This window comes from Bacillus sp. FSL W8-0645, assembly GCF_038007905.1.
Taxonomy (GTDB): Bacteria; Bacillota; Bacilli; order Bacillales; family Bacillaceae; genus Bacillus; species Bacillus pumilus.
Genome location: NZ_JBBOYC010000001.1, coordinates 2,843,707 through 2,856,683, shown reverse-complemented (window position 1 = coordinate 2,856,683; position 12,977 = coordinate 2,843,707). Strand labels below are relative to the sequence as shown.

Below are 12,977 nucleotides of genomic sequence, written 5' to 3'. Positions count from 1 at the left end.
ACTAGATAACAATAAGTAATACATTCACATTGAATGCAATGCAAAGTTCATCACACATAGTGATTCTTTCTAAAGTAAGAAATGGTTAAGTTAGAAAGGGCGCACGGTGGATGCCTTGGCACTAGGAGCCGATGAAGGACGGGACGAACACCGATATGCTTCGGGGAGCTGTAAGCAAGCTTTGATCCGGAGATTTCCGAATGGGGAAACCCACTGCTCGTAATGGAGTAGTATCCATACTTGAATACATAGAGTATGAGAAGGCATACCCGGGGAACTGAAACATCTAAGTACCCGGAGGAAGAGAAAGCAAATGCGATTCCCTGAGTAGCGGCGAGCGAAACGGGAACAGCCCAAACCAAGAGGCTTGCCTCTTGGGGTTGTAGGACACTCTATACGGAGTTACAAAGGAACGATATAAGCGAAGAGGTCTGGAAAGGCCCGCCAAAGAAGGTAACAGCCCTGTAACTGAAATGTTGTTCTCTCCAGAGTGGATCCTGAGTACGGCGGAACACGTGAAATTCCGTCGGAATCCGGGAGGACCATCTCCCAAGGCTAAATACTCCCTAGTGACCGATAGTGAACCAGTACCGTGAGGGAAAGGTGAAAAGCACCCCGGAAGGGGAGTGAAATAGATCCTGAAACCGTGTGCCTACAAGTAGTCAGAGCCCGTTAAAGGGTGATGGCGTGCCTTTTGTAGAATGAACCGGCGAGTTACGATCCCGTGCAAGGTTAAGCAGAAGATGCGGAGCCGCAGCGAAAGCGAGTCTGAATAGGGCGCATGAGTACGTGGTCGTAGACCCGAAACCAGGTGATCTACCCATGTCCAGGGTGAAGTTCAGGTAACACTGAATGGAGGCCCGAACCCACGCACGTTGAAAAGTGCGGGGATGAGGTGTGGGTAGGGGTGAAATGCCAATCGAACCTGGAGATAGCTGGTTCTCTCCGAAATAGCTTTAGGGCTAGCCTCAAGGTAAGAGTCTCGGAGGTAGAGCACTGATTGGACTAGGGGCCCCTACCGGGTTACCGAATTCAGTCAAACTCCGAATGCCGATGACTTATCCTTGGGAGTCAGACTGCGAGTGATAAGATCCGTAGTCGAAAGGGAAACAGCCCAGACCGCCAGCTAAGGTCCCAAAGTATACGTTAAGTGGAAAAGGATGTGGAGTTGCTTAGACAACCAGGATGTTGGCTTAGAAGCAGCCACCATTTAAAGAGTGCGTAATAGCTCACTGGTCGAGTGACTCTGCGCCGAAAATGTACCGGGGCTAAACGTATCACCGAAGCTGCGGACTGTTCTTACGAACAGTGGTAGGAGAGCGTTCTAAGTGCTGTGAAGTCAGACCGGAAGGACTGGTGGAGCGCTTAGAAGTGAGAATGCCGGTATGAGTAGCGAAAGACGGGTGAGAATCCCGTCCACCGAATGCCTAAGGTTTCCTGAGGAAGGCTCGTCCGCTCAGGGTTAGTCGGGACCTAAGCCGAGGCCGAAAGGCGTAGGCGATGGACAACAGGTTGATATTCCTGTACCACCTCCTCACCATTTGAGCAATGGGGGGACGCAGGAGGATAGGGTAAGCGCGGTATTGGATATCCGCGTCCAAGCAGTTAGGCTGGGAAATAGGCAAATCCGTTTCCCGTAAAGGCTGAGCTGTGATGGCGAGCGAAATTTAGTAGCGAAGTTCCTGATTCCACACTGCCAAGAAAAGCCTCTAGCGAGGTGAGAGGTGCCCGTACCGCAAACCGACACAGGTAGGCGAGGAGAGAATCCTAAGGTGATCGAGAGAACTCTCGTTAAGGAACTCGGCAAAATGACCCCGTAACTTCGGGAGAAGGGGTGCTTCTTAGGGTGTTAAAGCCCCGAGAAGCCGCAGTGAATAGGCCCAGGCGACTGTTTAGCAAAAACACAGGTCTCTGCGAAGCCGTAAGGCGAAGTATAGGGGCTGACGCCTGCCCGGTGCTGGAAGGTTAAGAGGAGCGCTTAGCGTAAGCGAAGGTGCGAATTGAAGCCCCAGTAAACGGCGGCCGTAACTATAACGGTCCTAAGGTAGCGAAATTCCTTGTCGGGTAAGTTCCGACCCGCACGAAAGGCGCAACGATCTGGGCACTGTCTCAACGAGAGACTCGGTGAAATTATAGTACCTGTGAAGATGCAGGTTACCCGCGACAGGACGGAAAGACCCCGTGGAGCTTTACTGCAGCCTGATATTGAATGTTGGTACAGCTTGTACAGGATAGGTAGGAGCCTTGGAAACCGGAGCGCTAGCTTCGGTGGAGGCATCGGTGGGATACTACCCTGGCTGTATTGACCTTCTAACCCGCTGCCCTTATCGGGCAGGGAGACAGTGTCAGGTGGGCAGTTTGACTGGGGCGGTCGCCTCCTAAAATGTAACGGAGGCGCCCAAAGGTTCCCTCAGAATGGTTGGAAATCATTCGCAGAGTGTAAAGGCACAAGGGAGCTTGACTGCGAGACCTACAAGTCGAGCAGGGACGAAAGTCGGGCTTAGTGATCCGGTGGTTCCGCATGGAAGGGCCATCGCTCAACGGATAAAAGCTACCCCGGGGATAACAGGCTTATCTCCCCCAAGAGTCCACATCGACGGGGAGGTTTGGCACCTCGATGTCGGCTCATCGCATCCTGGGGCTGTAGTCGGTCCCAAGGGTTGGGCTGTTCGCCCATTAAAGCGGTACGCGAGCTGGGTTCAGAACGTCGTGAGACAGTTCGGTCCCTATCCGTCGCGGGCGCAGGAAATTTGAGAGGAGCTGTCCTTAGTACGAGAGGACCGGGATGGACGCACCGCTGGTGTACCAGTTGTTCTGCCAAGGGCATCGCTGGGTAGCTATGTGCGGACGGGATAAGTGCTGAAAGCATCTAAGCATGAAGCCCCCCTCAAGATGAGATTTCCCATTCCGCAAGGAAGTAAGATCCCTGAAAGATGATCAGGTTGATAGGTCTGAGGTGGAAGCGTGGTGACACGTGGAGCTGACAGATACTAATAGATCGAGGACTTAACCTATATTCTAATGTGAAGCTTGAACATTGTTATCTAGTTTTGAGAGAACATTCTCTCCATCAGGTTTGGTGGCGATAGCGAAGAGGTCACACCCGTTCCCATACCGAACACGGAAGTTAAGCTCTTCAGCGCCGATGGTAGTTGGGGGTCTCCCCCTGTGAGAGTAGGACGCCGCCAAGCAATTATTAAAAAGTTTCCCTAAAAGGAGAAACTTTTTTTGTTTACTAAATATCTTTACTGAGGGAAGTGAGTTGACCTTTTCTGCTCAATAGCATGAGATATGTGTGAAGAGGGTGTCATTTATACTTGATCGTGTCACGTCACTCAGCACTTCCTATCAATAAAGGGACTGACCCCCGTTTTTGAGACAGGGATCAAAACACCTTTATAAAACAGCCAGTTGCCGAAACTCTTTTGGTGACTGGTTGTTTAATTTCAATTAAATTCGGATATTGTTATAATAATCAATATACTGCTTGACTGTTTTTTCTACAATGGCTGTTGTAGTGTTTTGTTTGTCAGGTGGTGGAGATAGAATCCTTCTGATTTTAAACTGGAGTGGAAGGATTCGATGGGGGCATTATCAGCGGGCATTCCCTTACGGGACATGCTCATGGTAATGCTTTTTTCCTTTATCTCCTTTTGATAAGCATATGAAGTGTAGACCGAACCCTGATCACTATGAAGTACGCAGCCTTTAGGCAATGTCTGTAACTGCTTCAATGTATCTAAAACAAGAGAAACATCCTGTTTATCACCAATCGTATAAGCCACAATCTCACTAGTATATAAATCTTTTATGCTGGATAGATAAAGTGTTTTTTGGCCAAATGGCAAATACGTTATATCTGTCACCAGTTTTTCAAGTGGCTTTGTCGCAGAAAAATCTCGTTTTAAGTGATTTTCTGCAATGTAATAGGGTTGACCTGTCTGTTTACGCTTTTTTACTTTCACACGACACTGTAAACCGTAGGTTTGCATAATACGTTGTACCGTTTTATGGTTCATTTTCATTTCTTTTCGCAGTAGGGCTGTTATTTTACGATAACCGTACATATATTGGTGTGACTCGCAAAGAGATGAAATGAGGTCGATTAACACCTGCTGTTTTGGCAGATAATCTTGTTTTTTCCAACGGTAAAATGTTGATTTTGCGAGCTCAAACATCTGACAGAATGCACTTATACTCACTGTGTCTTTTACCGTATCATAAATCGACACGAACGCTTCTTTTTTCACTTCCTTTCCCATATGAATATTGCTTTCCAACTGGTTGATGAAACCGATGGGTTTCACCCTCACGATACCATTTCATCCACGTTTTCACTTGTGTGCTATTCTTAATTCCTAACTTGTCCATCATTTCTTTTGTCGGGATCCCCGCTAATCTTATTTGAACGGCCTCTTCTTTTACGCTAATCGAATAACTAACTCTTTTTCCCATACAAAAACACCTCCAAATTGTTTTCAGGTTTGCTATACCCGATTTTCAACTTAAAGGTGTTTTATATTTGTCTCACTTTATGGGGGCAGTCCCCACAACGAGTGGTTATTTCTTAAAAATTAAATACAATCGGGATCTTTTTAGCGCCTCTAATGATCATACCAGGTCTCCATTGAATTTGGTCAAAATGGCCATCCAATCGTAAATCAGGTAGTCGTTTAAAGAGAGAGCGGATAGCAATCTCGCCCTCTAATCTGGCTAAAGGTGCACCTAAACAAAAATGGATGCCTTTACCAAAAGCGAGATGGTCATTCACTTTCCTTGTAATATCAAATGACTCTGGCTCTACAAACCGGCTTTTATCTCTGTTAGCTGATGAGAAAGAAATAAACACCATCTCCCCGGCTTTTATTTTTTTTTCACCTAGCTCTACATCTTCTGTTGTCCAACGAATATTACTAACTTCTGCAGGACCATTAAAACGAAGCATTTCTTCAATGGCAGAATGAATTAAATGAGGATTTTCTATTAGCTTATCTTTTTGTTCTGGATGTTCTAGTAAAGCAAGGACGCCATTGCCGATTAAATTAACAGAGGTTTCATGTCCTGCTAAGATTAGGACAAAGACAAGCGCATACATTTCGTTCTCACTCAATGAATTACCATCTTCCTCAGCTCGAATGAGATCACTAAGTAAATCATTTTTTAAATTAGATTTTCTTAATGTGATTAATTCCTTTAAGTAGTCGACAAAAGAGATGATGGCCATCTCACTTTGTGTGGCTTGTTCAGGGTTGTGAATTCCTTCCATAATTGTGTTTGACCAAGAGCGGAATTTGTCCTGATCATGTTCTGGTATTCCGAGCATTTCACAAATAACGATGATGGGAAGTGGGAATGCATAATCATCAATGAGATCCATTTTTTGATGAGATTCTACCTTGTCCAATAGTTCTTCACTAATTTCTTCAATTCGACCTCTAAGGTTTTCTATCATTTTAGGAGTGAAAGCTTTTTGTACAAGCTTTCGTAAGCGTCGATGATCATCACTGTGAACACTTAATAAATTTTTACTCATAATGGCTTTATATGGATCTGTTTCCTCTTTTTCGTTTGGAGTGGGGTTAATGACATATCTAGGATCTTTAAGGACTTTTAATGCATATTCATATGTTGTAACAATCCAGGCATACTCTCCATTAGGTAATATGAAACGATAAATTGGGTCTGTTTCTCTAATTGATTGATAGATAGGGAATGGATTTGATATAAATGATTCATCAAGAAAATTAACTTTACTCAAATTAAATAGCCTCCTTTATTAGACACATGGTTTGAAGAGGAAATACTCTCCTCGGTCTACTTCTAAATCTTCCATCGTGGTAAGGTATAGATGTTCAAGAGTACTGTTTGATTGCGCTTGAGAACTTACAAACACCCACTTAAAGCTATGAACCATCCAAAAGTGCGTAACTAGGATATACCATTCTAATTACTAATGTTATGGAAAATACTATTGAAAAAGATGATGACCATTTGCTAATGTAACTTGACATTCAATCATTCATCATTATAAGCAATTACACTTGCTTTCTATATAGATATTTTAAGAAAAATATTGTTTTTTTAATCACTTTCTTAAAGTAACAATGTTTATCTAAATGAATATCCAGGATGTCGAGAAAATCTCGACATCTTTTTTCCTTAAAGTTTCAATCTCTTTATTTTATAAGAGAGAAAAACCCATCGTCTGTCTCTAGAAAAGAAAAGTAACAATAGAGCGAAGCTTTGCAGATTCTAAACAACTGCATAGGCTTCCCTACTGTCGATGGAGGAGATAATAAAATGTGAGTGAGCATGTTCTTCTTGCAGCTGCGTGTCAGAACATGAAGGTTGCCATACACCTAGCCAAGCTGTATGGGAGGCTTTTTTCAATACAATTCTAAGAACATAAGACTTTAAAAATAAAAAAAGATTGTAGAAAACATGAGTTTCGTTACATCTAAATAAAAATCGTTCCTTTATTGAGCGTTTTTTCGATATTTGGATGGGGTTTCTCCTGTTTCTTTCTTGAAAATCGAGGAGAAGTGACTTTGATCATGAAAATGAAGCATCATACAAATAGAAGAAATTGTGTAGTCAGAATGGCAAAGGAGTCTTTTGGCTTCTTTTAAGCGCTCTTGTTTAATGTAGCACCCGAGTGGAATGCCAACCTCCTTTTTAAATAGCTGTGACAGGTAGACCGGGTTCAGACCGATGTAATCGCCTAGGACTTTACTCGACAGTTCATCGTATATGTGATTGAAAATATAGGTCATGCACAACCTGATATATTTTGAATAAGGACTTGTTTTGTTTTCTACTACTTTCTCAGCTAGTTTAAATAAAAAAGAATGAACTGTAGAGTGGATGTCATCTATTTGACTAAATGCTTCGATTTTCAGAATATAGAAATCACTCATAGTATACGCCAATTCAGAGTTTACACCACCTTCAATGGCGGCTCTTGTAGCCAAGGAGATAGTGATGATAGAGTGATTTTTAATACTTCTAATATTGCTGTGTGGGGAAAGAATGCTAACTTTATCAATATCCATTTGCTCTAAATGAAATTTCAGCTTTTCCTTATTGCCTTCTCTAATACTGTTCCATAATTGTTGTTCTAAATGATAGCTTATATGAAAAGATTCATTGATCTTGCGTGTTCTTAAATCTTCTTCAACCATAAGATCTGTTTCGTTTTCATCGCTTTCTTTCTTATAGAGAATCATATCAAGGGTAAATGAAATAGGCTGTTGATAAAGTAAATAATATGACAAATTACAGATAGAAAGAATCTGCTTCGAACTGATCCGTTTTAATTCATTAAAATAAACATAAAAATCTTTATAGTTAGCCATAGGTACTTGGTTGTCCCGCATAATGCTTATGACAAAATCCTCCGAAACTTCGTAGAGCAAGAAGGGACCTATGAGAAGCATCCCCTTATTCGAATCAGAGTTCATCTGGAAGATCAGAAAGGATTCCATATAAGAAGTTGTTGTTAAGATGGGCTTGTATTCTGTAGTGCTCTTTGAAATGAGCTCTTCGATGAAGGAAGTGGTTGTAGAGAACGGTCTATCTAAGGAAAAGCTTGCTGGATACCATTCATTTTGATTAGAATAACAATAAGCATTCAATTCGAATATGTCTTGAATTAGATGGATTTCATTGGAAAAAGGGGGGTTTAATGGGGCTCTCAAAAAAATTTACCTCCTTTATTGAATTAAATATAAAATATCATAATCTCTTTAAAATCTATACATATTTGAATTGTGTTTTTGCTATAATAACAATCGTGATGTGACGATGGATGGACCAGGTCAAAAGCTTATCAAATAAACTAGGGTCTCAAAATCTAAAATCTTTTTTAGCAAAATGGAAGGTGTTTTGTAAAGTGGATGGACCTCTTGAGAAACAAAATTTTACATGAATTCTAATCAACATCATGTGAAAGTCGTAGACAGAAATACAATGATCAGGATATTAATGAAGAATGCAGATTTTAGACAGTATAAAATCAGGTGACAACTTAGAGCTATTCCGCTACCTACTACTAACATTTCAACAGAAATGATTGAAGCGGCAACACAAAATTCCTCTCAGGGCTGATTCATTTTTAAAAGGGCGGTTGACCGAAGAAAAACTTGAATGTTTACTCGAAAGTTTTAATCATGGTTCAATTAACAGGCGTTCAACTTCAAACCATCAATGTAAGAATGGTTATTACATATAAGTATACACTCTAGCTTGTTCATCAATAAAATGGGAAAAAATCAAAATGTTTAGTAATACTTTTCTGGGAAAGTTTGAAAATAAAAAAATGCTTTACAAGTAGGGAGTGTAGCATGTATAATAACCTTTGTCAGCTTAGCAAAGTGAGTGGACTTAGCAGTTGATTATACATCTAGTTGATTTGTTTTGATACAAAAACAAATTAAACCTAGTGCATATTTATTGGAGGATTAGCTCAGCTGGGAGAGCATCTGCCTTACAAGCAGAGGGTCGGCGGTTCGAGCCCGTCATCCTCCACCATATTTATTCTTACATAATGTTGGGATAGATAAAGCCGGTGTAGCTCAACTGGTAGAGCAACTGACTTGTAATCAGTAGGTTGGGGGTTCAAGTCCTCTTGCCGGCACCACTTTCATATGGTAAGATAGACAAGTCGCTTTTAAAGCGAGCCATTAGCTCAGTTGGTAGAGCATCTGACTTTTAATCAGAGGGTCGAAGGTTCGAGTCCTTCATGGCTCACCATGTTTCATGCGGGTGTGGCGGAATTGGCAGACGCGCTAGACTTAGGATCTAGTGTCTTTATGACGTGGGGGTTCAAGTCCCTTCACCCGCATTGCCAAATAAAATAAAGAAATCCTGTAATGCGGAAGTAGTTCAGTGGTAGAACACCACCTTGCCAAGGTGGGGGTCGCGGGTTCGAATCCCGTCTTCCGCTTATACCATCCACGCCGGGGTGGTGGAATTGGCAGACACACAGGACTTAAAATCCTGCGGTAGGTGACTACCGTGCCGGTTCAAGTCCGGCCCTCGGCATTATACAATAAGCGCCCGTAGCTCAATTGGATAGAGCGTTTGACTACGGATCAAAAGGTTAGGGGTTCGACTCCTCTCGGGCGCGCCATTAAGATCGGGAAGTAGCTCAGCTTGGTAGAGCACTTGGTTTGGGACCAAGGGGTCGCAGGTTCGAATCCTGTCTTCCCGACCATCTTTTATGGGGCCTTAGCTCAGCTGGGAGAGCGCCTGCCTTGCACGCAGGAGGTCAGCGGTTCGATCCCGCTAGGCTCCACTTTTAAAAGATTATTTTGATCATGGCGGTGTAGCTCAGCTGGCTAGAGCGTACGGTTCATACCCGTGAGGTCGGGGGTTCGATCCCCTCCGCCGCTATAAAGGACCTTTAGCTCAGTTGGTTAGAGCAGACGGCTCATAACCGTCCGGTCGTAGGTTCGAGTCCTACAAGGTCCACCATCTATACGGAGGAATACCCAAGTCCGGCTGAAGGGATCGGTCTTGAAAACCGACAGGGGTGTCAAAGCCCGCGGGGGTTCGAATCCCTCTTCCTCCGCCATATTTTTTAAAAACTTATATCATCGCGGGGTGGAGCAGTTCGGTAGCTCGTCGGGCTCATAACCCGAAGGTCGCAGGTTCAAATCCTGCCCCCGCAACCAAATTATTTTATGTACCAATGGGGAGTGCTCATTGAGTACAACCAAAATGGTCCGGTAGTTCAGTTGGTTAGAATGCCTGCCTGTCACGCAGGAGGTCGCGGGTTCGAGTCCCGTCCGGACCGCCATTTTTAAAATGAATACTTGGCTCGGTAGCTCAGTTGGTAGAGCAACGGACTGAAAATCCGTGTGTCGGCGGTTCGATTCCGTCCCGAGCCACTTTTATAAAAAAATATTGATAGTATGGCGGTTGTGGCGAAGTGGTTAACGCACCAGATTGTGGCTCTGGCACTCGTGGGTTCGATTCCCATCAATCGCCCCATACATATTTTTGCGGGTGTAGTTTAGTGGTAAAACCTCAGCCTTCCAAGCTGATGTCGTGGGTTCGATTCCCATCACCCGCTCCATTTGTATATCCGTTCATGGGCCTGTAGCTCAGCTGGTTAGAGCGCACGCCTGATAAGCGTGAGGTCGGTGGTTCGAGTCCACTCAGGCCCACCATGATATTCCGCAGTAGCTCAGTGGTAGAGCTATCGGCTGTTAACCGATCGGTCGTAGGTTCGAGTCCTACCTGCGGAGCCAAATGGAGAAGTACTCAAGTGGCTGAAGAGGCGCCCCTGCTAAGGGTGTAGGTCGCGCGAGCGGCGCGAGGGTTCAAATCCCTCCTTCTCCGCCATTTATCTGGCCCGTTGGTCAAGCGGTTAAGACACCGCCCTTTCACGGCGGTAACACGGGTTCGAATCCCGTACGGGTCATGTTTAAAAGAGATCTTGTCAAAGATCTCTTTTTTATTTTCTTCAAAAAAGAAAGACCGCCATTATAGCGGTCTTTTTTACATGTTCATGGAATAGATCGTATAAGACAAGTATGTTGCAAAGAAGCCCCATAAGACATAAGGAATTAGTAAAATTGGAACGACTTTGCTTAGTTTACGTGAGACGATGACAAGAGCAAGTGCTGTCAGTGCTACAAGCAGGCAGTCGATCGTAGCGGCAAATAGATCTTTTTGTGTAAATTGAAAAAAACTAAAGGCTTGATTAAATACATAATTTAGAAGAAAAAGAATCCAAAATGGTAAAGTGATTTTTTGAAATCCGTACTTTCCATAAATGATCGCTGCGGACAACGAGATGAGAGCAAATAAGACAGCCCACACAGCACCAATTACTCCACCACTCGGTGTCCATTCCGGTTTATTTAATGCATCATACCACTCTCTGTCAATCGGAAACAAGAACCCAGCAATAGAGAATAATGCGTATGTAATAAAGAAGACAACCACTGCCCAAACGATACTTTTTCTAGCCATTAAGAATCTCCTCCAATCAAATTCACTCTTAAAATGATTTCCCAATCATTACATGATATAAACATAAAGCCCCCAATATGAGGGGACTAATGATTTTCTTCTGTATAAGGTTCTTCTTCGTACGGCTTCAAGTCACCAAATACCGTCATGATGCCTTCTTCGTCTAATGCTTTTTCATAGGCTTCGTGAGCTTTATTTGGATATACTTTACTTGCCTTGCCTTCAATATCAGCAGCTGCGAATCCTTCATAGTCTTCGACATAATCTTCATCTTCTGATTGTGTATACACATCATCGTATGTCAATGGAGGAAATTCCATATCAGACGGCGTATCAGAGTTTCCGTAGCGTTCTACGTCTTGATATGCATCCTCTCCATCATAGGCTGCACTTTCTTCATTTTCGAATTGCCCTGATGGCGGACTTAATAAATCCTCTTCAATCGGACGGTTTTGTGAAACGGTTTGTTCTTTTGAATGCTCTGTGCATGTGACGGCACTAGGTAAGGCTTCTAAGCGTTCCTTTGGGATAGGTGATTTACAGACCTTGCATAGGCCATAAGAGCCGTCTGTGATGGCTTGAAGTGCTTCATTAACGTCTAACAGATGTTCATGTTCCAAACTGTTTAACGCAAGATCCTTCCCGCGTTCGAACAGCTCTGTCCCTTGATCACCTGGGTGATTATCATAGGCTGACAGGTCTCCGACCGAATCATAAGGAAATGATACTTTTTGTTCATCGTCATGGCTTTTGGCTTCGAGTTCGTGCTTTTCATCGAGAAGTCGCTGCTTCAAATGATGTAATTCGTCTTTAGACAACAAAGCGATCATCCTTTCATATCAAACATAATGTTAGTATGAGCAATTTTATCTGTAAGACTAGTTCCAATTTGAAGCAATTCCTCATGAAAAAACGCCTGCGGCTGCAGGCGTTCTTTGTTACGCGATATAGTATTGTAAGATCAAAGCGATTGTCAGCAGGAAACCGAAAAATGTATTGGTTTGAGCTGTAGATTTCATGGCATTCATTAATTCAATTGGTTTTTCTTTTTGCCTAAATTCTTTGATAGCTGTATATGCTTTTGGCACACTGAGTAAAACAAGAAGACTCCAAAGGCTGACAATATCTGTGAAGATATAAACAAAAATAAGTACATAAGAGATCAAAAACATGGAAAGTAAAATGTTCACAGCAGCCTTTCGCCCAGCAAGAATAGCAAGTGTTTTTCGTCCATTTTCTTTGTCGCCGTCTAAATCGCGGATATTGTTTGATAGTAAGATGGCACCAACTAAAATAGAAATTGGTAATGAGACGAGAACAGCTTTAGACGTTAGTGTGCCTGTTTGAATATAGAAACTGATCAGGATGATTCCTAGTCCCATAAAAGCACCTGACACAAGTTCTCCAAAAGGTGTATATGCAATAGGAACAGGACCGCCTGTATAGAAATAGCCTGCTGCCATACAAATGAGTCCTATCAGTGCAATCCACCAGCTAGACATCATGCAAATATACACTCCTAGTAGTAAAGAAAGCGCAAATAGTGCATAAGCAAGGCTGAGAACGGTTTTAGGCTTCACGCCATTTCTGACAATGGCGCCGCCGATGCCGACAGATTTCTCATTGTCCAATCCGCGAACATAATCAAAGTACTCATTAAACATGTTCGTTGCGATTTGGATAAACATAGATGCAAACAGCATAGCTAAAAATAGCCCAACATGTATTTGACCACTTGGAAGTGCTAGAACAGTTCCTAAAGTAACGGGAATAAATGCTGCTGTTAATGTATGCGGTCGTAATAAATTCCACCAAATCCGCCAGTTCTTATCAGGCTTAATCGGTGAAAGCTGATCTGATATCGATTGATGCTGCATAAAATATACTCCTTTAAATAAAAAAATACGTACACGTCCAAATTCCAGTTTAGCAAAGTTCAAAAAGGTGTCAATATATTGATGCGATGAAACCTGAAAAAGATGTTTGCTAATCGTTGC

General features: G+C 42.9%; 5 protein-coding genes, 21 tRNA genes, 2 rRNA genes and 2 pseudogenes. 24 read left to right on the top strand and 6 right to left on the bottom strand.

Going from position 1 to position 12,977, the window contains the following annotated elements; all coding sequences use genetic code 11:
• Nucleotides 1-83: 83 nt before the first annotated feature.
• A 23S ribosomal RNA gene (locus tag NST39_RS14745) occupies nucleotides 84-3,014 on the top strand.
• 61 nt (nucleotides 3,015-3,075) lie between these two features.
• Nucleotides 3,076-3,191 (top strand): 5S ribosomal RNA (gene rrf / locus NST39_RS14740).
• Between the two features lie 259 nt (nucleotides 3,192-3,450).
• Here rrf and NST39_RS14735 read toward each other — a convergent pair.
• A pseudogene (locus NST39_RS14735) lies at nucleotides 3,451-4,455 on the bottom strand (IS3 family transposase).
• A 112-nt stretch (nucleotides 4,456-4,567) separates the two neighbouring features.
• Complete coding sequence (locus NST39_RS14730) at nucleotides 4,568-5,758, bottom strand: cytochrome P450 family protein (protein ID WP_341029008.1); 1,191 nt, start codon at nucleotides 5,756-5,758, stop codon at nucleotides 4,568-4,570.
• Nucleotides 5,759-6,218: 460 nt separating this feature from the next.
• Between NST39_RS14730 and NST39_RS14725 the strand changes: the two are divergent.
• Nucleotides 6,219-6,401, top strand: a pseudogene (locus tag NST39_RS14725) (IS1182 family transposase); the annotation flags it as partial.
• Between the two features lie 75 nt (nucleotides 6,402-6,476).
• Here the strand turns inward: NST39_RS14725 and NST39_RS14720 are convergent.
• Nucleotides 6,477-7,355 carry a helix-turn-helix domain-containing protein gene (locus NST39_RS14720; protein WP_341029006.1) on the bottom strand — a complete coding sequence of 293 codons (879 nt, stop codon included), beginning with the start codon at nucleotides 7,353-7,355 and terminating at the stop codon, nucleotides 6,477-6,479.
• A 1,098-nt stretch (nucleotides 7,356-8,453) separates the two neighbouring features.
• On the opposite strand from NST39_RS14720, the gene NST39_RS14715 reads away from it, so the two are divergent.
• The 21 genes from NST39_RS14715 (at nucleotide 8,454) to NST39_RS14615 (ending at nucleotide 10,426) form a co-directional block, all read left to right on the top strand.
• A tRNA-Val gene (locus NST39_RS14715) sits at nucleotides 8,454-8,529 on the top strand.
• Nucleotides 8,530-8,562: 33 nt separating this feature from the next.
• Nucleotides 8,563-8,638, top strand: a tRNA-Thr gene (locus tag NST39_RS14710).
• A 37-nt stretch (nucleotides 8,639-8,675) separates the two neighbouring features.
• Nucleotides 8,676-8,751, top strand: a tRNA-Lys gene (locus NST39_RS14705).
• Between the two features lie 8 nt (nucleotides 8,752-8,759).
• Nucleotides 8,760-8,842 (top strand) — tRNA-Leu (locus NST39_RS14700).
• Nucleotides 8,843-8,872: 30 nt separating this feature from the next.
• A tRNA-Gly gene (locus NST39_RS14695) sits at nucleotides 8,873-8,944 on the top strand.
• A 12-nt stretch (nucleotides 8,945-8,956) separates the two neighbouring features.
• A tRNA-Leu gene (locus tag NST39_RS14690) sits at nucleotides 8,957-9,042 on the top strand.
• Nucleotides 9,043-9,053: 11 nt separating this feature from the next.
• Nucleotides 9,054-9,130 (top strand) — tRNA-Arg (locus NST39_RS14685).
• A gap of 7 nt (nucleotides 9,131-9,137) precedes the next feature.
• A tRNA-Pro gene (locus NST39_RS14680) sits at nucleotides 9,138-9,214 on the top strand.
• Nucleotides 9,215-9,222: 8 nt separating this feature from the next.
• Nucleotides 9,223-9,295, top strand: a tRNA-Ala gene (locus NST39_RS14675).
• Between the two features lie 24 nt (nucleotides 9,296-9,319).
• Nucleotides 9,320-9,393: transfer RNA gene (locus tag NST39_RS14670), tRNA-Met, on the top strand.
• Nucleotides 9,394-9,397: 4 nt separating this feature from the next.
• Nucleotides 9,398-9,474 (top strand) — tRNA-Ile (locus NST39_RS14665).
• Between the two features lie 7 nt (nucleotides 9,475-9,481).
• Nucleotides 9,482-9,574: transfer RNA gene (locus NST39_RS14660), tRNA-Ser, on the top strand.
• Between the two features lie 23 nt (nucleotides 9,575-9,597).
• Nucleotides 9,598-9,674, top strand: a tRNA-Met gene (locus tag NST39_RS14655).
• Between the two features lie 48 nt (nucleotides 9,675-9,722).
• Nucleotides 9,723-9,799 (top strand) — tRNA-Asp (locus tag NST39_RS14650).
• An 18-nt stretch (nucleotides 9,800-9,817) separates the two neighbouring features.
• Nucleotides 9,818-9,890, top strand: a tRNA-Phe gene (locus tag NST39_RS14645).
• 27 nt (nucleotides 9,891-9,917) lie between these two features.
• Nucleotides 9,918-9,993, top strand: a tRNA-His gene (locus NST39_RS14640).
• A gap of 11 nt (nucleotides 9,994-10,004) precedes the next feature.
• Nucleotides 10,005-10,078: transfer RNA gene (locus tag NST39_RS14635), tRNA-Gly, on the top strand.
• Nucleotides 10,079-10,095: 17 nt separating this feature from the next.
• Nucleotides 10,096-10,172, top strand: a tRNA-Ile gene (locus NST39_RS14630).
• Nucleotides 10,173-10,178: 6 nt separating this feature from the next.
• A tRNA-Asn gene (locus NST39_RS14625) sits at nucleotides 10,179-10,253 on the top strand.
• 3 nt (nucleotides 10,254-10,256) lie between these two features.
• Nucleotides 10,257-10,347 (top strand) — tRNA-Ser (locus tag NST39_RS14620).
• 7 nt (nucleotides 10,348-10,354) lie between these two features.
• Nucleotides 10,355-10,426 (top strand) — tRNA-Glu (locus tag NST39_RS14615).
• Between the two features lie 77 nt (nucleotides 10,427-10,503).
• Here the strand turns inward: NST39_RS14615 and NST39_RS14610 are convergent.
• The 3 genes from NST39_RS14610 to NST39_RS14600 all read right to left on the bottom strand — a co-directional run bounded on the left by NST39_RS14610 (nucleotide 10,504) and on the right by NST39_RS14600 (nucleotide 12,857).
• Nucleotides 10,504-10,980, bottom strand: a complete 477-nt coding sequence (locus NST39_RS14610) for a TspO/MBR family protein (protein WP_106066853.1) — start codon at nucleotides 10,978-10,980, stop codon at nucleotides 10,504-10,506.
• Between the two features lie 86 nt (nucleotides 10,981-11,066).
• Nucleotides 11,067-11,801, bottom strand: coding sequence for a TraR/DksA C4-type zinc finger protein (locus NST39_RS14605; RefSeq protein WP_341029004.1), 735 nt, complete (start codon nucleotides 11,799-11,801; stop codon nucleotides 11,067-11,069).
• A gap of 117 nt (nucleotides 11,802-11,918) precedes the next feature.
• On the bottom strand, nucleotides 11,919-12,857 hold the full coding sequence (locus tag NST39_RS14600) for a 1,4-dihydroxy-2-naphthoate polyprenyltransferase (protein ID WP_341029003.1): 939 nt from the start codon (nucleotides 12,855-12,857) through the stop codon (nucleotides 11,919-11,921).
• Nucleotides 12,858-12,977 lie beyond the last annotated feature (120 nt).